This window comes from Caulobacter sp. GW456-12-1-14-TSB4 (assembly GCF_059424195.1).
This window is the reverse complement of sequence record NZ_JBWKZF010000015.1, coordinates 107,130-131,293: the sequence shown is the minus strand read 5'-3', so window position 1 is coordinate 131,293 and position 24,164 is coordinate 107,130. Positions and strand designations below refer to the sequence as shown.

Below are 24,164 nucleotides of genomic sequence, written 5' to 3'. Positions count from 1 at the left end.
TCGCGCTGAGCGCCGAGATCGCCCAGGCCGCCGCCCTCAAGGTCGGCGACAAGGCCCCCGACTTCACCGCCAAGGCCGCCCTGGCCGGCAAGGACTTCGACTTCAAGCTGGCCAAGGCCCTCAAGAAGGGCCCGGTGGTCCTGTACTTCTTCCCGGCCGCCTACACCTCGGGCTGCACCGCCGAGGCCCACGAATTCGCCGAGGCCACCCCGGAGTTCGAAAAGCTGGGCGCCACGGTGATCGGCGTCACGGCCGGCAATGTCGACCGCATCAAGGACTTCTCGAAGGAACACTGCCGCGACAAGTTCGCGGTGGCCTCGGCCGACGCCGCCCTGGTCAAGAGCTACGACGTCGCCCTGGCGGTGAAGCCCGAGTGGTCGAACCGCACCTCGTACGTGATCGCGCCGGACCACAAGATCCTGCTCAGCTACACCGACGGCAACTTCGCCGGCCACGTCACCCAGACGATGGACGCGGTGAAGGCCTACAAGGCCAAGAAGTAGCCAGCCTTTTCCGGTTCCGACCAGCCGCGCGGGTTGAGGCTCGCGCGCGCTGGCGCCCATGCTGGATCCCATGACCGATCCCGCCTCACTGGAAATCGCCGCCCGTGGCGTCGCCGTCGGCGCCTTCGCCGCCACGGGCGTCGCCCTGGCCGCCAGTCGCCGCCTCACCCCGGCCCGCTGGCTGGGCGTCCTGCTTTTCGCCTGCGCCATCGCGCATGTGCTGGAGAGCTATTCCAACCTCACCTTCGACCGGCACGTGAACGTCGTGACCTGGGCCATGTCCGTCTTGACCGGCTCGGTCTTCTGGCTGTTCAGCGCGGTTTTGTTCGAGGACGAGCCCCGGATTCCGCGCTGGCGGTTCATCATCCCTGGCGTAGCGCTGAGCCTGTGGAGCCTGGGCGCCTTCCTGCCTAACGGGCTGCCGCGCGCGGCGGCCTGGCAGGTGTTCGCGATCTTCGCGGTCGGGCTGCAGGCCCACATCATGCTGATCGCCTGGCGGGGCTGGCGCAGCGACCTCGTCGACAGCCGCCGGAACCTGCGCGCGCCGCTGGTCGTGGCCACGACGGGCTACATGTTCGTCCAGACCCTGTGCGGCTTCGGATTCGGCGACCGGCCGGTGCTGCCCAGTCTGGCCCAGGCCCTGGTCCTGGCCGCCCTGGGCGTCGGCTCGGCGCTGGCGCTGCTGAGGGTCGAGCCCGTGCTCGTCGCCGCGCCACGCGAAGCGGGCCAGACCGCCGCGCCGACGATCTCCCCCGCCCTGGACCTCACGCCCGCCGACCGCCTGGTGCTGGCGCGCCTGGACAAGGCCATGAACGAGAACGAGGTCTGGCGCGGCGAGGACCTGTCGATCGGCACGCTGGCGGCCCTGGTCGGCGCGCCGGAACATCGCCTGCGCAAGCTGATCAACGGCACGCTGGGCCATCGCAATTTCGCCGACTACGTCAACGGCCGGCGGATCGAGGCGGCCAAGGTCGCGCTGGCCGATCCCGAACAGGCGCTGAAGTCGGTCTCGACCATCGCCTACGACCTGGGCTTCGCCTCGCTGGGACCGTTCAACCGCGCCTTCCGCGCCGCCACCGGCGTCACCCCGACAGCCTGGCGTCAGGAGGCCACGCCGGCGCATCCCTACCTGCGACTGGTCGAAACCGGCGAGAGTGCGTCGAAAGGCGACAAACGCGCCTGATTTCGCGATCGGCGCGACGGGCCGGGGCGCGGCCGCTTCCCTGACGTGGTCTTCCACCACCCAGGACCCTGCAGATGCCCGACGCCCTCCTTCCCTTCGTCCAGCAATGGCTGAGGGCCACCCAGAACGACCTGACCCGCTACACCATCTTCGCCGTCGGGACCTGGCTGCTGCTGTGGGTCGTGCTGGCGGCGCCGCTGGCCAGCCGCAAGATCCGCGACAGCCGCCCGCCCGCGCGCCAGATGCTGATCGAGTTCGCCGCCTCGCTACGTTCGATCATGATTTTCTCGACCGTCAGCCTGATCACCTTCGGCCTGTTCCGCGCGGGACTACTGCCCGGCCCTTATGTCGCCAGGGACCTGGGTCCGGTGTGGTTCTGGACCAGTCTCGTCCTGATGATCGTCGGCCACGACACCTGGTTCTACTGGACGCATCGGGCGATCCACGATCGACGCCTGTTCCGCGCCTTCCATCGCCGGCATCACCGGTCGAACAATCCCTCGCCGTTCACGGCCTACAGCTTCGATCCCGGCGAGGCGCTGATCAACGCGCTGTTTGTCCCGGTCTGGATGATCCTGGTCCCGACCCAATGGCCGGCCGCCGGCCTCTTCATGCTGCACCAGATCATCCGCAACACCCTGGCCCACTCGGGCTACGAGCTGTTCCCGGCCCGCAAGGACGGCCGGCCGCTGATCCCGCTGCTGACGACCGTGACCCACCACGACCTGCACCACGCGCAGGCCGGCTGGAACTACGGTCTCTATTTCACTTGGTGGGACAAGCTGATGGGCACCGAGCACCCTGAGTATCTGAAGCGCTTCGCGGCCGTGACGGCCCGCAAAGGCCGCAAGCTGGAGGCTACCAGCCGACCTTCACCAGCTTGATCATGGCGCGGGCGTCCTGCAGCCGCCAGCTTTCGCGCTGATTGTTGACGCCGCGTACGCTGACGGTGAACTCGGCGGGGATGTCGAACGGCCGGGTCAGGCTGAAATCGACACCCTCGTCGCCCGTCGAGCCGCCTCCGAAGGCGATCGAACCGACCGGCCGGCCATCCAGGGTCAAGGACGAGCGGATATTGGCGCGGGCGATCGGGATCTTCCCCGGCACGGCGATGGCCTGGCTGGCGTCCATGTCCATCGAGACCCGCACATAGTTGGCGCGGGGCAGCATGCCAAAGCCGAAGGCCTTGGACATCGATGAACGCACCTTGGCCTCGTTCTCGTTCCACGAGGCGCCGACGGCCATCGACCGGTCGTCCGTGCGCTCGGCGTCGGGCTTCTTGGAGAGGTTCAGGTCGAGGTCGTAGGTCGGGTTCTCGATCCTGCCCGACGAGCGGAGCGTCAGGGCGACCTTCTCGGTGTCTGAGGAGAGATCCAGCGGCAGAGCCGCCGAATAGCCCGTGAAACGGCCCTCATAGGCAGAGACCGAGGTGACGGGCTTCTGGACAAGAATCTCGGCATGCGCCGTCCCCGCGGCCAAGGCCGCCAGAGATGCCACTAAGAGACGATCACCGATCCCCATGTTCGCCTGCTAGCATATTTGGGTTCGGGGATGTAACCCGCCCAATGTCAATTATCAGACATTGCGACCCATTGCCCACTCGCGCGGCGAAACCCCATTCAGCTTGCCTTTCGGCCTCGCCTTCTGTAATAGCGCGCGTTCTCACGGAAGGCGGTCTTGCACGCACCCATCCGGGACCGGGGTTTTCCCCGCTCGGTGTGCAGGATCCATCGTGGACGTCGGACTTCCGCCGATGACCGCGCCGCCTTCCACAACGGAAGAAGGAAAATATGGCCCTCTACGAACACGTGGTCATCGCGCGGCAGGATATCTCGCCGCAACAGGCCGAAGCTCTGAACGAGCAACTGAAGACCCTCCTGGAAGAGAATGGCGGCCACATCGCCAAGATCGAGTACTGGGGCCTTCGCAACCTCACCTACCGCATCAAGAAGAACCGCAAGGGTCACTATTCCCTGCTCGCGATCGACGCCCCGGCGCCGGCCGTGAAGGAAATGGAACGCCAGCTGCTGATCAACGAAGACGTCCTGCGCTTCATGACGATCCGCGTCGAAGAGCTGGACCTGGAACTGTCGCCGGTTCTGGCCCGTCGTGACCGTGGCGATCGCCCGGAACGTCCGCGTGAAGACTTCGCGCCGCAAGCGCAAGCTCAAGCGTAAGGGAGAAAGAGATCATGACCGATACGACTGCTCCCGAAGCCGGCGCCGCTCCGGCCGCCGCCGCTGGCGGCGCTCGCCGCCCGTTCTTCCGTCGCCGCAAGGTTTGCCCGTTCTCGGGCGCCAACGCGCCGAAGATCGACTACAAGGACGTGAAGCTGCTGCAGCGTTACGTCTCGGAACGCGGCAAGATCGTTCCGTCGCGCATCACCGCGGTGTCGGCCAAGAAGCAACGCGAACTGGCCAAGGCCATCAAGCGCGCCCGCTTCCTGGCTCTGCTCCCCTACGTCGTGAAGTAAGGGAGACACCACGATGAAAGTCATTCTGCTCGAACGCGTTGAAGGCACCGGCGTCCTGGGCGACGTGGTCACCGTGAAGGACGGCTTCGCCCGTAACTTCCTGCTGCCGCGCCACAAGGCTCTGCGCGCCACCAAGGCCAACGAAGCCACCTTCGAAGCGCAACGCGCCGAGATCGAGGCCCGCAACGTCCGCAACCGCGAATCGGCCGCTTCGAACGGCGAAACGCTGGACGGCACGCAATACGTGATGATCCGTCAGGCTGGCGAAAGCGGCCAGCTGTACGGTTCGGTCGCGGGTCGCGACGTCGCCGACGCCATCAAGGCCGAAGGCGGCAAGGTCGACCGCTCGATGGTCGTGCTGGACAAGCCGATCAAGACGCTGGGCGTCCACGAAGTGAAGGTGAAGCTGCACGCTGAAGTGACCGTCACGGTCACCCTCAACATCGCGCGCAGCCAGGACGAAGCCGATCGCCAAGCGCGCGGCGAAAACGTGATCAACTCGCAATTCGAGGAAGATCGCGCGGCCGAAGCCGAAGCCGCCCAAGACATGGCGGAAGGCGGCGCCGGCTCGTTCGAAGGCGACCACTACGAAGCCTAATTCCAATCCCGTCAGGGTTTGTAGGTTTTCAAGAGAACGGCGCGGAGCAATCCGCGCCGTTTTTTCTGCGCCGCAGCACAGAATTGCTCCGCTTGTAGCTTTTGTGACGAGAATCCATGTTCGACCTGGGGGCGATTGAAGACCCCTGTCTCGGGGCGATCACGCACGTTTGAGCCCCGGCCAAAAACGGGGATTACGTATGCGCTACAAGACCTTGCTGCTGGCCGCCGCCTCGCTGACGGCCGCCGCCTCCACCCTGGCCCAGGCCCAGACCGCCGCGCCCGCCGACGACAACACCAATGTCGACGAGATCGTCGTCACCGGCACCCGCACCGCCGGCCGCTCGCGCCTGGACACTCTGGCGCCGGTCGATGTCGTCACCGCCAAGACCCTGCAGCAGCGCGGCAGCACCGAGCTGGCCACCGCTCTGGCCGCCACGGTCCCGTCCATCACCTTCCCGCGTCCGTCCAACACCGACGGCACCGACTCGGTCCGTCCCGCCGTGCTGCGCGGCCAGGGCCCCGACCAGACCCTGGTGCTGGTCAACGGCACCCGTCGCCACGCCACGGCGCTGGTCAATCTGAACGGCTCGGTGGGCCGCGGCTCGGCCGCCGTCGATCTGAACGCCATCCCGTCCGTCGCCCTGGACCGCATCGAAGTGCTGCGTGACGGCGCCGCGGCCCAGTACGGCTCGGACGCCATCGCCGGCGTCATCAACCTGCGCCTGCGCGAAGCCGACCACGGCGGCGGCGTCACGGTCACGGCCGGCAAGTACATCACCAGCTTCGATGGCCTGCAGACCGGCCAGAAGCAGAAGCGCCGCGATGGCACGACCAAGACCGTGGCCGGTTGGCAGGGCCTGAAGCTCGGCTCGGACGGCTTCCTGACGCTGTCGGCGGAATATGTCGATCGCGGCTTCACCAACCGCAGCGACACCGACACCCGCGTCACCCCGCAGCGCGTCACCTCCCGCTTCGGCGATCCCGAGGTCGAGCAGGTCAGCTTCTACGCCAACGCCGGCAAGCCGATCGGCGACAACTGGCAGCTCTATGGCTGGTACGGCTATCAGCAGCGCGACTCGGAAGCCTCGGCCACCTATCGCCTGCCTACCGACGCCAGCCAGACCATCACCAGCGTCTATCCCAACGGCTACCTGCCGCTGATCACCACCAACACCGAGGACGTCACCGCCGCCATCGGGCTGCGCGGCGACCTGGCCGGCTGGAAGATCGACACCAACCTGGTCTACGGCAAGAACGACCTCGACTTCGGGGTCAAAAACACCCTGAACCCGTCGTACGGCCCGACCTCGCCGACCCAGTTCCAGGCCGGCGGCCTGACCTATGACCAGGTGGTGTTCGGCCTCGACGCCAGCCAGGAATTCGACGTCGGCCTGGCCGGCCCGCTGAACGTCGCCTTCGGCGTGGAAGCCCGTCGCGAGACCTACAAGATCAACGCCGGCGAAGTGGCTTCCTATGCGCGCGGCACGGTCTCGCCGACCCTGGCCTTCGGTTCGCGCGGTTTCACCGGCTTCACGCCCAGCAACGTCATCGACGTCGATCGCGACGCCGTCGGCGCCTATCTGGACCTGGAAGGCAAGCTGACCGAGAAGCTGACCGCCTCGGCCGCCGTGCGTCACGAGCACTATTCGGACTTCGGCAACAACACGAGCTGGAAGCTGTCGAGCCGCTACGACTTCACCGACGCCTTCGCCATCCGTGGCGCGGTCTCGACGGGCTTCCGCGCGCCGAGCCTGCAGCAGCAGTACTTCACCTCGACCTCGATCCTCTACATCAACCAGCTGGTCGGCGGCGTGACCACGGCCGTGCCGTTCGAGACCGGCACCTATCCGTCGGTCAGCGTCGTCGGCAAGGCCCTGGGCGGCAAGCCGCTGGAGCCGGAGAAGTCCAAGAACTTCTCGCTGGGCGCGGTCTACCACAAGGGTCCGTTCGAGCTGACGGTCGATGCCTATCAGATCAATGTCGACAACCGCATCGTCCTCAGCGAGACCCTGACCGGCAGCGCCACGGCGGCGGCGGGCACCAACGCCCGGGTGATCTTCGACCTGCTGTCGCCCGCGGGCGCCTCGGCCGGCCGCTTCTTCACCAATGGCGTCGACACCAAGACCAAGGGCGTCGACATCGTGGCCCGCTACCGCATCCTCGACGATCAGGCCGGCACGTTCGACCTGACGGCGGCCGCCAACGTCAACGACTTCAAGGTCAACCGCACGCCGTCCACCACGGTGCTGCCGACCCCGACCACGCTGTTCGGTCGCCAGGCCGTGCTGCGCTTCGAGGAAGGCACGCCGCGCAACAAGGTCTCGCTGCAAGGCGACTGGAGCAAGGGTCCGTGGGGCGCCACCCTGCGCACCACCCTCTACGGCAACGTCCTGTCGCCCGGCACCGCCGCCGACGGCAGCGGCGACTGGCACACGGGCACGCAAGGCATCGTCGATCTGGAAGCCCGCTACCGCTTCGGCGACCACACCACCGTGTCGGTCGGCGCCGACAACCTGTTCGACCAGTATCCCGACCAGGTGCCGCCGAACCTCAACACCAGCGGCGGCAACCCGTTCTCCAGCTTCTCGCCGTTCGGCTTCAACGGCCGGTTCCTGTACGGCCGCCTAGCGATCAACTGGTAAGCGCAAAACCCGCGCAAACGTTTGGGCCCGGGGAGCGATCTCCGGGCCTTTTCGCATGCCAAAAAGTGCAATCGCACAGGCCTTGCGCAAGCGTCCGCTTCTGACGCAACGGGCTCAGAACATACACAGAATATCCCCGTTCATGTGGAGCCGCGCGACCATCTGACCCGAGCGTCCGAAACCCCGTCGCGTTAATATCCGCCGATGTCCCTCGTACCCGCGCTCGACCTTGTTCTCCCCGGTCTTCCCGAGCCCACGATCAACGTGGCGCCGCACAACATGGAAGCCGAGCAAGCCCTGCTGGGCATCCTGCTCTACGACAACGCCTCGTACGAGCGCCTGACCGACAGCCTGCAGGCGCGCTGCTTCTACGAGCCCCTGCACCAGCGCCTGTTCCAGGCGATCGAGACCCACGTCCGCAAGGGCCAGCTGGCCGAACCGATCCTGCTGGCCGACGAGTTCAAGGCCGATGTCGCCTTCGCCGAACTGGGCGGCCTGCGCTACCTGGCCGACCTCGTGGACCGCGCCCCGCCGGCGGCCAACGCCGGGGACTATGCCCGGGTGATCTTCGACCTGTCGCTGCGCCGCGAGCTGATCCGCATCGGCGGCGACATCGCCACCTCGGCCCAGGGCGGCGTCGACAAGAACGACGAGAAGAAGACCGCCCGCGACCAGATCGAGTCAGCCGAACAGCAGCTCTACAGCTTGGCCGAAAGCGGCACGGCCTCGTCGGGCTTCGTGTCGTTCGGCGACGCCCTGCGCGGCGCCGTCGAGATGACCGCCGAAGCCTACAGCCGCGAGGGCGGCATGTCGGGCGTCTCGACCGACCTGATGGACCTCGATCAGAAGATCGGCGGCCTGCACCCGTCCGACTTGATCGTCCTGGCCGGCCGCCCGTCGATGGGCAAGACCGCGCTGGCGACCAACATCGCCTTCAACATCGCCAAGAAATACGCCTACGAAATCCAGCCCGACGGCACCAAGAAGACCGTCCAGGGCGGCGTCGTGGCCTTCTACTCGCTGGAAATGAGCGCCGAGCAGTTGGCCCTGCGTATGCTGGCCGACGCTTCGGGCGTGTCGGGTGACAAACTGCGTAAGGGCGAGATCGACGCGTCGGAGTTCGGCCGGGTCCGCGACGCGGCCATGGAGTTGCAGGAAGCGCCGCTGTTCATCGACGCCACCGGCGGTATCTCCATCGCCAAGCTGACCGCCCGCGCCCGCCGCCTCAAGCGCCAGATGGGCCTCGATCTGGTCGTGGTCGACTACCTGCAGCTGGTCACCGGCTCGGACCTGTCGTCCAACGCCAGCCGCGTGCAGGAAGTCTCGCAGATCACCATGGGCCTCAAGGCCCTGGCCAAGGAACTGGCCTGCCCGGTCATCGCGCTCTCGCAGCTGTCACGTCAGGTCGAGCAGCGCGACGACAAGCGGCCCCAGCTCTCCGACCTTCGGGAATCGGGCTCGATCGAACAGGACGCCGACATGGTGTGGTTCGTGTACCGCGAGGCCTACTATGTGGGCCGCGCCGAGCCGCGCGAAGGCACGCCCGAGCACCTGACCTGGCAGGAAGAGATGGACCGCCTGCACGGCCTGGCCGAGGTGATCATCGCCAAGCAGCGTCACGGCCCCATCGGCACCGTGCGCCTGTCGTTCAACAGCGACACCACCAAGTTCGGCAACCTGGCGCGCGACCACTACTTCGCCCAGGCGCGCAATATTCCGTCGGACGAATAGCCTTTCCTTATCCGTTATCCCCGGCGAAAGCCGGGGCCCAGATGGAAGAGCGCTGGAATGGGCTCTAGAAGCTCAGCGCATTTCCAATCATCCCCAGCGCCATGAGATCTGGGCCCCGGCTTTCGCCGGGGAAGCGGGTTTGGGATGGCGTTTGACTTATCCCTAGCTCACAAGCCACCGTCCCCGCCTCGCCCCCTCACCCGACGAGTCACATGGACTTCAGCCCCCTGCCCACCTCCAGCCTGGTCGGCGCCTTCCTGCTGGCGTTTCCGGCGCTGTTCTCGATCGTCAATCCGGTCGGGGCGTCGCTGATCTTCGACCAGGCGATGGGCGGTCGTACGCGATCCGAGCGGCTGCGGCTGGCGCGGCTGATCGGCTTCTACGCCTTCCTGGTGCTGCTGGGCTCGCTGCTGCTGGGCGGCTATATCCTCAACTTCTTCGGCGTCAGCCTGGGCGCCCTGCGGGTGGCCGGCGGCCTGGTGGTAGCGATCCGCGCCTGGGGCCTGCTGATGGACCCGCAGGAGCATGAGGACCGCAAGACCAGCCAGACCGAGCCGGCGCAAAGCCATGAAGACGTGGCCTTCTTCCCGCTGACCATGCCGTTCACGACGGGGCCAGGCTCGATCTCGGTCGCCATCGCCCTCTCGTCCCAGCGTCCGACCGAGGGCGACGCCGTCGCGCCGTTCTTCGTCGGCGCCAGCCTGGCCGCCGCCGCCGTGGCGATCCTGGTCTGGCTGCTCTACAGCGCCTCGGGCACCGTCATGCGCCTGCTGGGCCAGGGCGGGGCGCGGGTGCTGTCGCGGCTGGTGGCGTTCCTGCTGCTGTGCATCGGCGTGCAGATCATCGCCTCGGGGGCCGAGAACCTCGTGGCGCGGTTCCTGACCTTGCATCACGGTTGAACCGCCTGCCCGCCTCGGCTACGCCCCACCCGTGACCGACACCCGCATCACCATCGATCTCGACGCCCTGGCCGCCAACCACGCGGCCTTGCGCGCGCGCGCCGGTGGGGTCGAGGTGGCGCCGGCGGTCAAGGCCGACGGCTACGGCCTGGGCTCGGCCCAAGTCGCCGACCGCCTGTGGGCCGAGGGCGCCCGCACCTTCTATGTCGCCCGCCTCGCAGAGGGCGTGGCCTTGCGTGAAGCGTTGGGCGACCGCGAGGCGATCATCCATGTCCTGGACGGCGCCACGCCGGGCTCGGGCGACACGCTGGAAGGCGCGCGGCTGACCCCCGTGCTTAACAGCCTGCCCCAGGTCGAGGCCTGGAACGCCCAGGCCCGCGCGGGCCGGCTGAAAGCCGCCCTGCACATCGACACCGGCATGAACCGCCTGGGCCTGCGCCCCGAGGAGCTGAAGGTGCTGGTCGGCGCCTTCGACCGCCTCAAGCGCCTCGATATCGAACTCATCGTCAGCCACCTGGCCTGCGCCGACGAGCCGGCTCATCCGCTGAACGCGAGCCAACTGGAACGCTTCCAGGAGGCCGTCGCGCTACTGCCCGACGCCCGGCGCAGCCTGGCCAATTCGGCCGGGATCTTCCTGGGTGAGGCCTTCCGCTTCGACCAGGCCCGGCCGGGGATCAGCCTCTATGGCGGCGGACCCGAGGGCCGGCCGCATCCGGAGATCCGCGCGGTCGCCACGGTCGAGGCCCCGATCCTGCAGGTCCGGGTCGTGCCGCGCGGCGAGAGCATCGGCTACGGCGCCGGCTGGACGGCCAGCGACACCACCCGCGTGGCCATCATCGCGGCCGGCTATGCCGACGGCGTCCCGCGCGCCGCCTATCCGCGCGGCGCGGTGTGGTTCGACGGCGCGCTGCGGCCGATGCTGGGCCGGGTCTCCATGGACCTGATCGCCGTGGACATCACCGATTGCGACGCCGCCCGCCCCGGCGCGATGGTCGAACTGTTCGGTCCGAACCTGCCGATCGACGACGCGGCGCAGGCCGCCGGCACCTCGGCTTACGAGCGCCTGACGCGATTGACGCTCCGCGCGACGCGCCGCTATGTGGGGCTGAGGGGCGGCTAGGTTTCAGCCTGCGCTAGAGTATCGCCCGGGGGCGCGTCGATGTCGGAACTGTACCAGGAAGCCAAGCGGGCGCTGCTGACTGCAGCCCGCCAGGAAACCGGCTGGCGCTGGGTCGCCCTGGCCGTCGTGGTCGCCGCCATCGGCCTGTTCCACCACCTGATCGGCTTCAAGCTGGTCGGCGCCCATGCCGAGTTCTGGCGCGCGCCGCACAACGACATGGCCACCATGCTGGCCGGCCAGGAGGCGGTGTTCCGCCACGCCTGGCGCTTCCCGCTGGTCGCCACCGACAAGCTGCTGTCCCCGACCCTGCTGTCGACCATCTACACCGACAGCATCCCGTGGATGACGATCGTGCTGAAGGCCACCGGCCTGTGGCACGCGCTGAACGGCCTGGGCCTGTTCTTCCTGATCTCCTACGCCCTGCAACCGCTGGCGATGATCACCCTGCTGCGGGCCCTGGACGTGCGCCGGGTGGCGCTGCTGACCATGGGCGGCCTGCTGGCGCTGCTCATGCCGGCGTTCCTGATGCGCCACGGCCACGTGGCGCTCAGCGGTCACTGGCTGCCGATCTTCGCCCTGGCCGCCGCCGTCGACAGCATCCGCAACGGCCTGACCCTGCGTCGCGCCGGCGTCTTCGCGGGGCTGGCGGTCCTGGCCATGGGCGTCCACGCCTATCACCTGCCGCCGGTCGGCTTCTGCTTCGCCGCCGCCATGGCCGCCGAGATCGCCCAGAAGCGCCCCAAGGCCTGGCTGAGCTGCGCCAAGGCGAGCGCGCTGGTGCTGGGCGGCATGGTCCTGACCGCCGTCCTGCTGGGCTACGGCATCGGCCAGGGCGCCGATGGCGGCAAGAGCGGGACCATCGGCTATTACTCGATGAACATCCTGGGTCCGATCCTGCCGCAGGGCTCGTCTCTGTTCGGCCAGACCTTCGAGGGCGGCTGGTTCAAGCAGACCCTGGACCCCAACGGCGGCCAGTGGTTCGAGGGCTACAACTACCTGGGCGCCGGCGTGATCCTCACCATCGCCGCCGGGATCTTCCTGTCGGTGCGCCACGGCTGGCTGCCCAGCCCGGTGCGCGACTGGAGCCGCCGGTGGCTGCCGCTGACCATCGCCATGGTCGTGCTGACCCTCTGGGCCATCGGTCCCAACCCGTACCTGGCCCAGCGCCTGCTGTTCACCGGTCCGAAGCTGTCGGGCGTGTTCGAGTGGCTGAGCCTGTTCCGCGCCCACGGCCGCCTGTTCTGGGCGCCGGCCTATCTGCTGACCGCCGTGTCGATCGTGCAGATCGGCCGCCACGCCCGCCCGATCACCCTGCTGGCCATCGCCGCCCTAGCCGTCGGCCTGCAATGGGGCGACAGCCACGAGATGCGCGCCGGCGTGCGCCACACCTTCAGCGAAGGCGCCCCGTCCTATCACCCGGTCGACCTCGAGAAGGCCGCGGTGCTGCACAACCGCCCCTGGGTGTTCGCGCCGATCTATTTCTGCGCCAGCAACACCATCGACCAGATGGAGATCTCGCAGCTGACCCTGGCGGCGGTCCGCACGGGCGGCTCGTCAAACGGCGCCTCGACCGCCCGTGGTCAGGGCGGCGACTGCAAGACGCCCGAGGACGCCTTCAAGGTCGCCGCGCCGGGCGACAACCGCATCACCGTGGTCATGGAAGAGAGCGCCGGCGCCGACTATGGCCGCTTCACCCAGCGCACCGACTGCCAACGCTTCCTGCGCGGCCTGATCTGCGGCCAGGGCCTGGACAAGGTTCCGGGCCTGACCGGGATCGCGCCCTATGTGCCCAACGGCGACCGCGTGCTGGCTCAGGTCAATTTCGACCAGGGCGCCAACAAGTCGGAACTGGTCTCCGGCTGGTCGGCCCCGGATCCGAAGGGCGTATGGTCCAGCGGTCCGACCTCGGTGATGACCCTCAACGTCCCGGGGGTCGCGCCCGGCGCGCCGCTGATCGTCGAGCTGCACGCCATGAGCTTCAACAAGCCGCCCGAGGTGATGCAGAAAATCGAGGTGACCGTGAAGGGTCGCAAGCTGGTGACCTGGAACGTCGAGAAGGCCAACTGGCGTCCCTATCGCGTCAGCATCCCGGCCGATCTGGTCAAGCCGGGCGAGCCCCTGACCCTGGAATACACGATCGGCGCCCCGATGCCTGTGGCGGAAGACCCGCGCCGTATCGGCCTGGGCATCGAAAAGGTGATCGTCAGCCAGTAGGCGCCAAGGCTCGCAAGCGCGCGGCGTTGACGGTCTCGACGGCGGCCTTCAGCACCGCAGCGCTGCCCGCCGCGCCCTGCGCCGCGATGCTGTAGCGATCGGCGGCGACCACGGCGTAGCGGCCCGACTTGGCCGCGTCGTCCCATTGCTCGGTGACGGTCCGACCGGCGGCCGTGGTCACGCTCTCATAGCCGGTGGCTGTGCGACGGGTGGTCTGCGAGCCGCGCGCGTCATCGCTGGCCCCGACCGAGCCGATGGCGCCCAGATCGACGACCTCCAGCGTGAAGGCCGCGCCGCCTTTGATGTAGCGGGCGCTGACCGTGGTCATGCCGGCTTCGGTCCCGGCCTGGCTTGTGACATTCGAGCGCGCGAAGCCGCCGACGGAGGCGGGCAACAGAGCCGGCAGACTGGCGGGAGCGAGCGGCCTCGTCCCCTTCACCGCCGCCGTCTCGGCGCGGGCGGACTCCTTCTGCAGCTGACCGACCGTGACCTCGCCGCCATTGACCTCGACACGCGCGGAGGCGTCCGGGTCCTTCGGCTGGGCGCGACCGCAGGCCGTCAGGGCGGCCGTGACCAGGATCGCCGCGCACCAAATGCTCTTAGACATCGCCATACTCCTTGCCCGCCAACCCAACGCATCCGCCCACAGCTTGGCTGCGTCCGGCTTTGGCGCAGGGCCTCGCCACCCTGTAGTCTCCCGCTATCCGAGAATCAGGAGCCCCCATGGCCCGCGACGGCGCCGTCTATGCCTGCCAGTCCTGCGGCGCGGTCCAGACCAAGTGGTCCGGACAATGCCCCGCCTGCCAGAGCTGGAACACCCTGGCCGAAGAGGTCGGGGCCAGGCCCCCTGGCGCCCTGTCGTCGACCAAGGCCACCCGCGTGCGCGGCCTGCAGTTCACCGGCCTGGAAAGCGACACACCCCCGCCCCCGCGCATCCTGACCGGCGTCGATGAGTTCGACCGCGTCTGCGGCGGCGGCGTGGTCCCCGGCTCGGCCATCCTGATCGGCGGCGACCCGGGTGTGGGCAAGTCCACCCTGCTACTGCAGGTCTGCGCCAGCGCCGCCCTGCGCGGGGTCTCGTGCGCCTACATCTCGGGCGAAGAGGCCGTCGAGCAGATCCGCGGCCGCGCCGACCGCATGGGCCTGGCGAAGGCCAATGTCAGCCTGGCCGCCGAGACCTCGCTGCGCGACATCCTGGACGGGCTGAAGCGCGACAGCTTCGACCTCGTCGTCATCGACTCGATCCAGACGATGTGGAGCGACGCGCACGAGGCCGGGCCTGGCACGGTCACCCAGGTCCGCGCCTGCGCCACCGAGCTGGTGCGGCTGGCCAAGAAGAAGGGCGTAGCGATCCTGCTGGTCGGCCACGTCACCAAGGATGGCCAGATCGCCGGCCCGCGCGTGGTCGAGCACCTCGTGGACGCCGTCCTGGCCTTCGAGGGCGAGCGCGGCTACCCGTTCCGCATTCTGCGAGGCGCCAAGAACCGCTTCGGCGCCACCGACGAGATCGGCGTCTTCGAGATGGGCGACATTGGCCTGCGCGAGGTCAAGAACCCCTCGGCCCTGTTCCTGAACGAAGGCGGAGAACGTTCGGCCGGGGCTGCGGTGTTCGCCGGCATCGAGGGCAGCCGGCCCGTCCTGGTGGAATTCCAGGCCCTGGTCGCGCCCTCCGCGTACGGAACACCGCGCCGCGCCGTGGTCGGATGGGATTCCGGACGCCTGGCCATGGTCTTGGCCATCCTTGAATCCCGATGCGGCCTTGGTTTTGGCGACAAGGACGTCTATCTGAACGTCGCTGGCGGCATCCGGATCACGGAGCCGGCGGCCGATCTCGCGGCGGCGGCGGCCCTGGCCTCCTCCGCCCTGGACGTCGCCCTGCCCCAGGACTGCGTCGTGTTCGGCGAGCTCAGCCTGTCGGGCGAAGTACGGCCCGTCAGCCGGATGGAGACGCGTTTGAAGGAAGCCGCGAAACTGGGATTTGGCCGGGCGCTAGGACCGCTCTCCGGCCTTCCTGAGGGCGGCGGAGCCTTGCCGGTCGCGGGCGTCGCCCGCGTGGCCGACGCTGTCCGTCGCATCGGCGACGAGATCTGGAGCAGCCTGACGTGACGCCGTTCGACATCATCGCCGGGCTCCTGCTGCTGGTTTCCGGCGTCACAGGCTGGGTGCGCGGCGCCTCGCGCGAGCTGACCTCGGCCCTATCGTTCATCTTCGCCGCCGCCATCGCCCTGTTTGGCCTGCGCATCTCGGGCCCGATCTTCCGCAGCCTCATGGACCCCGACTGGGCCGCCACGGCCGCGGCGATCCTGGTGGTGTTCGTCGTCTTCTTCCTGATCTTCCGCCTGATCGGCGGCCAGCTGACCGCCAGCCTGCATGAGAGCTCGGCCGGGACGCTGGATCGCGCGGTCGGCGCCATCTTCGGCCTGATCCGGGCCACGGTGATCCTGGGCGTCTTCAACCTGCTGCTGCACCTGGCGACGCCGCCGGACCGCATGCCGCACTGGGTGCAGGACTCCATGTTCTACCCCCTGTCCGAGGCCAGCGGCACGGTGCTCAAGGTCTTCGCTCCGAAGGGCAAGGCCCTGGCCGGCAAGCTGGCCCCCGCGATCAAGGAAGCCGTCCATGAGGGCGGCGACAATACGTCCGGCGAGAAGTCGACGGATAAAGGCTATGATGATGACCAGCGTCGCAAGCTCGACGACCTGGTGGAGAAATCACGATGACCTTCCTGGGCCAGTCGACCGACCGGTATTCCTCCTCGCCCGTCCGTGACCCCGAGGACGATACGCTGCGCCTGGAGTGCGGCGTGTTCGGCGTGTTCGGCGTCCGTGACGCGGCGGCCATCGCGGCGTTGGGCCTGCACGCCCTGCAGCATCGCGGCCAGGAGGCCTGCGGCATCGCCGCCTTCGACGGCAATCGCTTCCACACCGAGCGCCACATGGGCCATGTCGGCGACGCCTTCACCGGCTCGGACCTGGTGCAGCGCCTGCCCGGCGCCCTGGCCATCGGCCACACCCGCTATTCCACGGCCGGCGGCGCGGGCATCCGCAACGTCCAGCCGATGTTCGCCGATCTCGAGACCGGCGGCGTGGCCATCGCCCACAACGGCAACCTGACCAACTTCCTGACCCTGCGCGAGCGCCTGGTGCAGGAAGGCGCGATCTTCCAGTCGACCTCGGACTCGGAAGTAATCCTACACCTGATCGCCCGCTCGCGTAAGGCCAAGATCGTCGACCGCTTCGTCGACGCCGTCGGTCAGATCGAAGGTGGCTACGCCCTGGTGGCCATCACCAACAAGAAGATGATCGGCCTGCGCGACCCGCTGGGCATCCGCCCGCTGGTGCTGGGCGACCTGGACGGCAAGCCGGTCCTGGCCTCGGAAACCTGCGCGCTGGACATGATCGGCGCCCGCTTCGTGCGCGACATCGAGCACGGCGAGATGGTGGTGATCGAAGAGACCGGCATCACCTCGACCAAGCCGTTCCAGACCCAGGCCGCGCGCCCCTGCGTGTTCGAGTACGTGTACTTCGCCCGCCCCGACAGCGTCGTGAACGGCCGCTCGGTCTATGGCGTGCGCAAGCGCATGGGCCGGAACCTGGCCAAGGAAACCGGCATCGAGGCCGATGTCGTGGTGCCGGTGCCCGACTCGGGCGTGCCGGCGGCCCTGGGCTTCGCCCAGGAGAGCGGCATCCCGTTCGAGATGGGCATCATCCGCAACCACTATGTGGGCCGCACCTTCATCCAGCCGACGCAGGGCGTCCGTGAGCTGGGCGTGCGCATGAAGCACAGCCCCAACCGCGCCATCCTGGCCGGCAAGCGCGTCATCCTGATCGACGACTCGATCGTGCGCGGCACCACCTCGCTGAAGATCGTCCGCATGGTCCGCGAGGCCGGCGCCACCGAGGTCCACCTCCGCTCGGCCAGCCCGCCGATCAAGTGGCCCGACTTTTACGGCATCGACATGCCCGAGCGTGAGCAGCTGCTGGCGGCCAACAAGTCGCTGGAAGAGATGGCCAAGTTCCTGGAAGTGGACAGCCTCGGCTTCCTGTCGGTCGAGGGCCTGTACGACGCCCTGGAAGCCGGTCCCCGCGACCCGGCCGCTCCGCAGTTCACCGACCACTACTTCACCGGCGACTATCCGACCCGTCTGACGGACCGCGAGATCGCCGAGGGCCGCAACGAGACCAACGACAAGCAGCTCTCGCTGCTCAGCGCCTAAGTCTTTCCGTGAGCCTGAAGAGCGTTCTCGAGAAGCTGAAGCTCGAGCCCTATGTGCTGGCGCTGTTCGGCATGGTCGTGCTGGCCTCGATCCTGCCGGTGCGGGGCGAGGCCGCGCATGGCCTGAACATCGTCGTCAAGCTGGCCATCGCCCTGCTGTTCTTCCTGCACGGGGCCAAGCTGTCGCGTGAGAGCGTGGTGGCCGGCGCGACGCATTGGCGGCTGCACCTGCTGATCCTGGCCTTCACCTTCGTGATGTTCCCGATCCTGGGGCTGGCGATCAGCAAGATCGGCGTCCTGCCCCCGACCCTGGCGGCGGGCATTCTGTTCCTGTGCTGCCTGCCCTCGACCGTGCAGTCGTCGATCGCCTTCACCTCGATCGCGCGCGGCAATGTCGCCGCCGCCGTCGTGGCCGCCAGCGCCTCCAACCTCTTCGGCATCTTCATCACACCCGTGCTGGTCAGCATGCTGATGCACACGCAGGGCGGCGCCGCCGGCGGCTGGAAGTCGGTGCAGGACATCGTGGTCCAACTCCTCCTGCCGTTCATCGCCGGCCAACTGGCCCGGCCGCTGGTCGCCAAGTGGATCGAGAAGAACAAGCAGCTGATCGGCTATGTCGATCGCGGCTCCATCCTGCTGGTGGTCTACGCCGCCTTCAGCGAGGCCGTGGTCGGCGGCATCTGGCACAAGATCTCGCCGCTGCAGCTGATGATCCTGCTGGCGGTCAACGGCGCTCTGCTGGCCATCGTGCTGGCGATCACCACCTACGGCGCGCGGGCCCTGGGCTTCTCGCCCGAGGACGAGAAGGCGATCACCTTCTGCGGCTCCAAGAAGAGCCTGGCGACGGGCGTGCCGATGGCCAACATCCTGTTCCCGGGTCCGACGGCGGGGATCATCGTCCTGCCGCTGATGATCTTCCACCAGATCCAGCTGATGGCCTGCTCGGTCATCGCCCAGCACTACGCCAAGAAATACGCCGAACAGGAGATGGAGGCTTAAGGGCTTGCCCCGGTTTCCGTCCGCCCTTCCCTGCTCTAGAACGCGCCCATGACCTCCGACTCCTCTCAGCCGCTGGCCGGCCGCATCGCCCTCGTCACGGGCGCCACGCGCGGCATCGGCGAAGCGGTCGCCCTGGGCCTGGCCAAGGCCGGTGCCCACGTCATCGCCGTCGGGCGCACGCAAGGCGCGCTGGAAGCCCTGGACGACGCGATCCTGCAGGCCACCGGCGAGCGCGCCACCCTGGTGCCGCTGGACCTGCGCGAGGCCGACGGCCTGGACCACCTGGGCGCGGCCATCCATCAGCGCTGGGGCAAGCTGGACATCGTGGTCGGCGCGGCCGGCCTGTTGGGTCCGCTGACCCCCGTCAGCCACCTGGAGCCCAAGGGCTGGGACATGATCCTGTCCACCAACCTGACGGCCAACTGGCGGCTGATCCGGTCGATGGACCCGCTGCTGCGCGCCTCGGACGCCGGCCGGGCGGTGTTCTTCTCCAGCAGCGTCGCCAAGACCCGTCCAGCCTTCTGGGGCGCCTATGCCGCCACCAAGGCCGCGCTGGAGGCGATCGTCGACGTCTATGCCGACGAGATGGAGAACACTCCCGTCCGCGCCCTGTGCGTCGATCCCGGCGCCATGCGCACGCGGATGCGCTCGGGCGCCTTCCCCGGCGAGGACCCCAGCACGGTCCCCGCGCCGGAAACGATCGTGCCGTTCGTGATCGATCTGGTCCGCCCGGACCGCGAACCGCCCAAGGGCGTGGTGCGCTTCAAGGAGCGCGGCCAGGAGTCGGCCAGCATCGACGCCTGATGACGATTCTCGAATTGCAAAATTTGCGTAACAATTCGCGCCGCCAGAGTTGTTGCGTAGGGAAACTTACACCCAGGATCGGCAAAATCCGGGGAAGTTTTTGACCATTCGATGAACCTGTTATCTGATTAGGGATTGTTTAACCTCGCCCGACGAGAGGTGCGTATACTTTGTACGCAACACCCTCAGGGGCCCCGATGGCGCTGTTCTCCTTTGGCCGTGAAGACGGCGACGCTTCGAGCAAGATCGCCGATCTTCAAGGCGTGGTCGCCGCCATCCAACGCTCCCAGGCGGTGATCGAGTTCAGCCTCGACGGCACGATCATCACCGCCAACGACAATTTCCTGAAGACCCTCGGCTATGGCCTGAGCGAAATCCAGGGCCGCAAGCACAGCTTGTTCGTTGACAGCGCTTACGCGGCCAGCGGCGAGTATCAGGAATTCTGGCGTCGCCTGAACGCCGGCGAGTTCTTCTCCGACAAGTACAAGCGCATCGGCAAGGGCGGCCGCGAGGTCTGGATCCAGGCCTCGTACAACCCGATCTTCGACAAGAACGGCAAGCCCACCAAGGTCATCAAGTTCGCCACCGACATCACGGCGATGGAAGACGAGCGCCGCCAGAACGAGGCCGAGCGCAAGGCGACCCAGGACGAGCAGGACCACGTCGTCTCCGTCCTGGCCCAGAGCCTGAACCAGCTGGCGCGCGGCGACCTGACGGCGCGCGTCGACGCCCAGTTCGACGGCCGCTATGCGGTCCTGAAGCAGGACTTCAACGGCGCCGTCGACAGCCTCCGCCAGGCCATGAGCGCGATCGCCGACGCGGCCGGCGGCATGGAAGGCAGCGCCAACGAGATCGCCAGCGCCTCCAACGACCTGTCCAAGCGCACCGAGCAGCAGGCCGCCAGCCTGGAAGAGACCGCCGCCGCCCTGGACCAGATCACCGCCACGGTCCGCCGCAGCGCCGACGGCGCCAAGCAGGCCTCGGCCGCCGCCTCGGCCGCCAGCACCGACGCCGACCGCTCGGGCGCCGTCGTCGCCGAAGCCGTCGCCGCCATGGGCGAGATCGAGAAGTCCTCGGGCCAGATCACCCAGATCATCGGGGTGATCGACGAGATCGCCTTCCAGACCAACCTGCTGGCGCTGAACGCGGGCGTCGAAGCCGCCCGTGCGGGCGAAGCCGGTCGCGGCTTCGCGGTCGTCGCCCAGGAAGTCCGGGCCCTGGCCCAACGCTCGGCGGACGCGGCCAAGGAGATCAAGACCCTGATCGCCAACTCCTCGACCCAGGTGGAGCGCGGCGTGAAGCTGGTCGGCGACACCGGCCAGGCGCTCAGCGGCATCGTCGGCAAGGTCGGCGAGATCAACGCCCTGATCCGCGAAATCGCCGTGTCCTCGCAGGAGCAAGCCACCGGCCTGAATGGCGTCAACGACGCGGTGAACCAGATGGACCAGGTCACCCAGCAGAACGCCGCCATGGTCGAGGAAGCCAACGCCGCCTCGGCCTCGCTGCGCGGCGAGGCCCAGGACCTGGCCCAGCTGGTCTCTCGCTTCGAAACCGGCGCTCCCGTGCGCACCCGCGCGCCAGCCCCGGCGCCCGTCCACCGCCCCGCCCCGCGCGCCAAGGCCTATGCCCGCCCTGGCTCGGCCGCGCCGGCGACGAACTGGGAAGAGTTCTAGGGACTTGAGATGTAGGGCGGCGCCTGGCCGCCCTACTGGCCCGCCCGCAACTGGCGCAGCAGCAGGTTCGCCGTAGCCGTCGCCGAGCCGTCACCGGTCAGGGCGGCGGCCACCACGGCCCCGTCCCGCACCGAATAGGCCACGACCGCGCTGGCGCCCGGCGTGCCGCCCAGGTGGCCCAGCCACAGACTCTTGCTCCCGTCGGCCTCCGGGACCTCCACGACCATCGCGCCCAGACCGTAGAAGCTGCCGGCGTCGAACATCGGGTAGAGCCGGCTGAACATCGCCGTGACGGTCTCCTGCTTCAACAGCTTGCCGCCCAGCAGCGCGGCCCAGACCCGCGCCATGTCCTGCGCGGAGCCCACGGCGCCGCCGGCCGCCCCGGCCCAGGCGGGCTCGATCGGCGCCTCCTTGGCCGAGACCAGCCTGGCCACGTCCTCGGCCTTGTCGCCGTCCGTCAACATGCGCAGCGAGGCCAGGCCCAGCGGCTTGATGATCCGCGCCTCGACCGACGCCTGCCAGGGTTGGCCATCGACCTTCTCGATCACCGCACCCAGCAGGGCGTAGCCGGTATTCGAATAACGCCAGCGCTCGCCCGGACACGAAAACGCGCCATGCCGGGCGATGATCTTCACGTCCTCGTCCAGAGTATGGGCGCGACGCTCGGCGCGAGCCTTGAGGTCTTCGTTGGCGCTGAACAGGCCGCCGGTGTGGGCCAGGAGGTCGCGGATCGTCACCACGTCGCCGTTGGGCGCGCCGGCCACGTATTTGCTGATCGGGTCTTCCAGCTTCAGCTTGCCGGCCTCGACCAGTTGCAGGGTGACGATGGCCACCAGGCTCTTGCCGGCGCTGGCCCAGAACAGCATCGGCGGCTGGTCGCCACTGTCGGTGCGACTCCAGGCGCCCTTGCCGGGGATCAGGACGGCGGCGGTCATGGCCGGTGCGTGGGTCGCGCCCTTGGCCTGCATGAACGCCGCCTCCAACCGCGCCACGGTCGCAGCGTCGAGCGCGGCCTTGGGGACCTCGGCCAGCAGCGGCGGCGTGACCGGCGCGTGCAGCGCGGGCCCGGCATAGGTCACCGCGCTCTTGCAGACCACCGGCTTGTAGTCGGCCGCCAGCGCGCTCGCCGGCAGCACGGCCCCGATCAAAGCCAAGCAGGCCAAGGCCAGTCCCATCCACCGCATCGCCATCTCTCCGGTTCAGCTTCAGGAAGCTAAACGCTTATGGCGAAGTTTAGGCTCAGCGCTTCGACTTGCCTGGCCCCGTATTGCCACGCACGGTCCGCGCGCCGGACACCGGACGCTTGGGCCCCGCCGCCTTGCCGCCGGCCGACTTGACGCCGACCTTGTAGCTGGGGGTCGTCGAGACCTTCTTCTGGACCTTGGGGCCCAGCTTCTTGACCGACTTGACCGCGGCCTTGCCGGGCTCGGCGGCGACGGCGCCCTCGACGGGGGCGGCAGCGACCTTCGGAGCAGCCGGGGCCTTCTTCTTCACCGGCTTGGCCAAGCGCGGGTCAGGCAGACCCGCCTCGATCGCGGCCTTGGCGGCGGCTTCGTCGGCGATGCGCTTGGACTTCTTGACCGTGTTGCGCGAGGCGCGGATGCGTTCCTCCTCACGCTCGCGGCGTTCGAACTCGCGCTTGCCCCGGCCGCTGTGGCCCTTGGCCTCGCCGTCGGCATAGGGGTTGGCGCCCGACTTGATGGTGATGCGCAGCGGCACCCCCGGCAGGTCGAAGCTTTCGCGCAGGCTGTTGATCAGATAGCGCCGATAGTGGTCGGGCATCTGGTCGGCGCGGCTGGAGAACAGCACGAACGTCGGCGGACGGGCCTTGGTCTGGGCCATATACTTGGGCTTCACGCGACGGCCCGAGACGGCGGGCGGCGGGTGGCGCTGCATGGCCATCTGCAGCCAGTCGTTCAGGTCGCGGGTCTTGACCTTGGTCGACCAGTCCTTGTGGATCTTCAGCACGGCCGGCATCAGCTTGTTGACGCCGCTGCCAGTCTCGCCCGACAGCGCCACGACCGGCGCGCCGCGCACCTGGGGCAGCATGCGCTCGGCGTGTTCGCGGAAGGCCGCCAGGGTCGCGGCCTGATCCTCGATCAGGTCCCACTTGGCCAGCACGAACACCAGGGCGCGCCCTTCCCGCTCGGTCAGGTCGGCGATCTGCAGGTCCTGGATCTCGAACGGGTGGGTGGCGTCCATCACCAGCACCACGACCTCGGCGAAGGTGATGGCGCGGATGGTGTCCTGGGTGGAGAGCTTCTCCAGCTTCTCCTGCACCTTGGCCTTCTTGCGCAGGCCGGCGGTGTCCACGAGGCGGACCTTCTTGTCGCCCCAGACCCAATCGACCGAGATCGAGTCGCGGGTGATGCCGGCTTCCGGGCCGGTCAGCAGGCGCTGCTCGCCGATCAGGCGGTTGATCAGGGTGGACTTGCCGGCGTTCGGACGACCGACTATGGCCAGCCGGATCGGCTTGTCCTCGTCGTCCTCGTCATCGCTGTACTGGTCTTCGGGGACGGCTTCCAGCATGGCGGCGTAGAGCTCGGCCATGCCCTCGCCGTGCTCGCCCGAGATCGGGATCGGCTCGCCCAGGCCCAGCTTGTAGGCCTCGCCGATGCCCGACTGGCCGGCTTTGCCCTCGGCCTTGTTAGCGGCGATGATCACTGGCTTGCCGCGACGGCGCAGCAGGGTGGCGAACACCTCGTCCAGCGGGGTGACGCCTTCGCGGGCGTCGTAGATGAACAGCGACAGATCGGCTTCCTCGATCGCCAGCTCGGTCTGGGCGCGCATCCGCGCTTCCAGGCTCTCGTCGGCGACGTCCTCGAAGCCGGCGGTGTCGATCAGGTGCAGGTCCAGGTCGCCCAGGCGGCCGTCGGCGTAGCGGCGGTCACGGGTGACCCCCGGCTGGTCGTCGACGATGGCCAGCTTCTTGCCGGCCAGACGGTTGAACAGCGTGGACTTGCCCACATTGGGGCGGCCGACGATGGCGAGTTTCAAAGGCATAGTGGTCCAGTAGTCGATTTTCGCTCTTCCCGCAAAAGCGAACGCCCGGGCCAGCTTTCGCGGACCCGGGCTCAAGAGCAATTCAAGGTGTCGAGCGGGCCGAAA

The 24,164-nt window shown here is 68.3% G+C and carries 21 protein-coding genes; 17 read left to right on the top strand and 4 right to left on the bottom strand.

The annotated features are described in order from the left end of the window. Nucleotides 1-5 precede the first annotated feature (5 nt). The 3 genes from AC07YH_RS15590 to AC07YH_RS15580 all read left to right on the top strand — a co-directional run bounded on the left by AC07YH_RS15590 (nt 6) and on the right by AC07YH_RS15580 (nt 2,570). Entirely contained in the window at nt 6-503 is a 498-nt protein-coding gene (locus AC07YH_RS15590; RefSeq protein ID WP_494747888.1) for a peroxiredoxin, read from the top strand. A gap of 70 nt (nt 504-573) precedes the next feature. Next, nucleotides 574-1,686, top strand: coding sequence for a helix-turn-helix domain-containing protein (locus tag AC07YH_RS15585; protein ID WP_494747882.1), 1,113 nt, complete (start codon nt 574-576; stop codon nt 1,684-1,686). Between the two features lie 74 nt (nt 1,687-1,760). Next, nucleotides 1,761-2,570 carry a sterol desaturase family protein gene (locus tag AC07YH_RS15580; protein WP_494747881.1) on the top strand — a complete coding sequence of 270 codons (810 nt, stop codon included), beginning with the start codon at nt 1,761-1,763 and terminating at the stop codon, nt 2,568-2,570. Here the strand turns inward: AC07YH_RS15580 and AC07YH_RS15575 are convergent. Next, complete coding sequence (locus AC07YH_RS15575) at nt 2,545-3,207, bottom strand: hypothetical protein (RefSeq protein ID WP_494747880.1); 663 nt, start codon at nt 3,205-3,207, stop codon at nt 2,545-2,547. The genes AC07YH_RS15580 and AC07YH_RS15575 overlap by 26 nt on opposite strands. Before the next feature lie 269 nt (nt 3,208-3,476). Here AC07YH_RS15575 and rpsF point away from each other — a divergent pair, with 269 nt between their 5' ends. The 8 genes from rpsF to AC07YH_RS15535 all read left to right on the top strand — a co-directional run bounded on the left by rpsF (nt 3,477) and on the right by AC07YH_RS15535 (nt 13,365). Continuing rightward, complete coding sequence (gene rpsF, locus AC07YH_RS15570; protein ID WP_494747879.1) at nt 3,477-3,863, top strand: 30S ribosomal protein S6; 387 nt, start codon at nt 3,477-3,479, stop codon at nt 3,861-3,863. A gap of 14 nt (nt 3,864-3,877) precedes the next feature. Further along, nucleotides 3,878-4,159: a 30S ribosomal protein S18 gene (gene rpsR, locus AC07YH_RS15565; RefSeq protein WP_172271605.1), complete on the top strand. Its 282-nt coding sequence runs from the start codon at nt 3,878-3,880 to the stop codon at nt 4,157-4,159. 13 nt (nt 4,160-4,172) lie between these two features. Then, nucleotides 4,173-4,757 carry a 50S ribosomal protein L9 gene (gene rplI / locus AC07YH_RS15560; RefSeq protein WP_494747878.1) on the top strand — a complete coding sequence of 195 codons (585 nt, stop codon included), beginning with the start codon at nt 4,173-4,175 and terminating at the stop codon, nt 4,755-4,757. 199 nt (nt 4,758-4,956) lie between these two features. Further along, nucleotides 4,957-7,401, top strand: a complete 2,445-nt coding sequence (locus AC07YH_RS15555) for a TonB-dependent receptor plug domain-containing protein (protein WP_494747877.1) — start codon at nt 4,957-4,959, stop codon at nt 7,399-7,401. A gap of 204 nt (nt 7,402-7,605) precedes the next feature. Then, nucleotides 7,606-9,132 (top strand): replicative DNA helicase, encoded by a 1,527-nt coding sequence (locus tag AC07YH_RS15550; RefSeq protein WP_494747876.1) that lies wholly within the window; start codon nt 7,606-7,608, stop codon nt 9,130-9,132. Between the two features lie 212 nt (nt 9,133-9,344). After that, on the top strand, nt 9,345-10,031 hold the full coding sequence (locus AC07YH_RS15545) for a MarC family protein (protein ID WP_494747875.1): 687 nt from the start codon (nt 9,345-9,347) through the stop codon (nt 10,029-10,031). Between the two features lie 31 nt (nt 10,032-10,062). Beyond that, the gene (alr, locus tag AC07YH_RS15540) at nt 10,063-11,151 is read left to right on the top strand and encodes an alanine racemase (RefSeq protein ID WP_494747874.1); all 1,089 of its coding nucleotides are present in this window, start codon (nt 10,063-10,065) and stop codon (nt 11,149-11,151) included. Between the two features lie 39 nt (nt 11,152-11,190). Beyond that, complete coding sequence (locus tag AC07YH_RS15535; RefSeq protein WP_494747873.1) at nt 11,191-13,365, top strand: DUF6311 domain-containing protein; 2,175 nt, start codon at nt 11,191-11,193, stop codon at nt 13,363-13,365. Here the strand turns inward: AC07YH_RS15535 and AC07YH_RS15530 are convergent. Further along, a complete protein-coding gene (locus AC07YH_RS15530) occupies nt 13,355-13,972 on the bottom strand; it encodes a hypothetical protein (RefSeq protein WP_494747872.1) in 618 nt (205 codons plus the stop codon). The genes AC07YH_RS15535 and AC07YH_RS15530 overlap by 11 nt on opposite strands. Before the next feature lie 116 nt (nt 13,973-14,088). On the opposite strand from AC07YH_RS15530, the gene radA reads away from it, so the two are divergent. From radA to AC07YH_RS15500, 6 genes are all read left to right on the top strand, one after another. Continuing rightward, complete coding sequence (gene radA / locus AC07YH_RS15525; RefSeq protein WP_494747871.1) at nt 14,089-15,471, top strand: DNA repair protein RadA; 1,383 nt, start codon at nt 14,089-14,091, stop codon at nt 15,469-15,471. Continuing rightward, nucleotides 15,468-16,085: a CvpA family protein gene (locus tag AC07YH_RS15520; RefSeq protein ID WP_494747870.1), complete on the top strand. Its 618-nt coding sequence runs from the start codon at nt 15,468-15,470 to the stop codon at nt 16,083-16,085. Before radA ends, AC07YH_RS15520 begins: the two co-directional genes overlap by 4 nt. Next, nucleotides 16,082-17,581, top strand: coding sequence for an amidophosphoribosyltransferase (gene purF, locus AC07YH_RS15515; protein WP_494747869.1), 1,500 nt, complete (start codon nt 16,082-16,084; stop codon nt 17,579-17,581). The genes AC07YH_RS15520 and purF overlap by 4 nt, the downstream gene beginning before the upstream one ends. Nucleotides 17,582-17,589: 8 nt before the next feature. After that, nucleotides 17,590-18,579: a bile acid:sodium symporter family protein gene (locus AC07YH_RS15510; protein ID WP_494747868.1), complete on the top strand. Its 990-nt coding sequence runs from the start codon at nt 17,590-17,592 to the stop codon at nt 18,577-18,579. A 48-nt stretch (nt 18,580-18,627) separates the two neighbouring features. Next, a complete protein-coding gene (locus AC07YH_RS15505; RefSeq protein WP_494747867.1) occupies nt 18,628-19,383 on the top strand; it encodes an SDR family NAD(P)-dependent oxidoreductase in 756 nt (251 codons plus the stop codon). Nucleotides 19,384-19,580: 197 nt separating this feature from the next. Then, complete coding sequence (locus AC07YH_RS15500) at nt 19,581-21,056, top strand: methyl-accepting chemotaxis protein (RefSeq protein WP_494747866.1); 1,476 nt, start codon at nt 19,581-19,583, stop codon at nt 21,054-21,056. Nucleotides 21,057-21,088: 32 nt separating this feature from the next. Here the strand turns inward: AC07YH_RS15500 and AC07YH_RS15495 are convergent, their stop codons facing one another. Next, nucleotides 21,089-22,240: a serine hydrolase domain-containing protein gene (locus AC07YH_RS15495; RefSeq protein ID WP_494747865.1), complete on the bottom strand. Its 1,152-nt coding sequence runs from the start codon at nt 22,238-22,240 to the stop codon at nt 21,089-21,091. Nucleotides 22,241-22,295: 55 nt separating this feature from the next. Beyond that, nucleotides 22,296-24,059: a ribosome biogenesis GTPase Der gene (gene der / locus AC07YH_RS15490; protein WP_494747864.1), complete on the bottom strand. Its 1,764-nt coding sequence runs from the start codon at nt 24,057-24,059 to the stop codon at nt 22,296-22,298. Nucleotides 24,060-24,164: the final 105 nt, after the last annotated feature.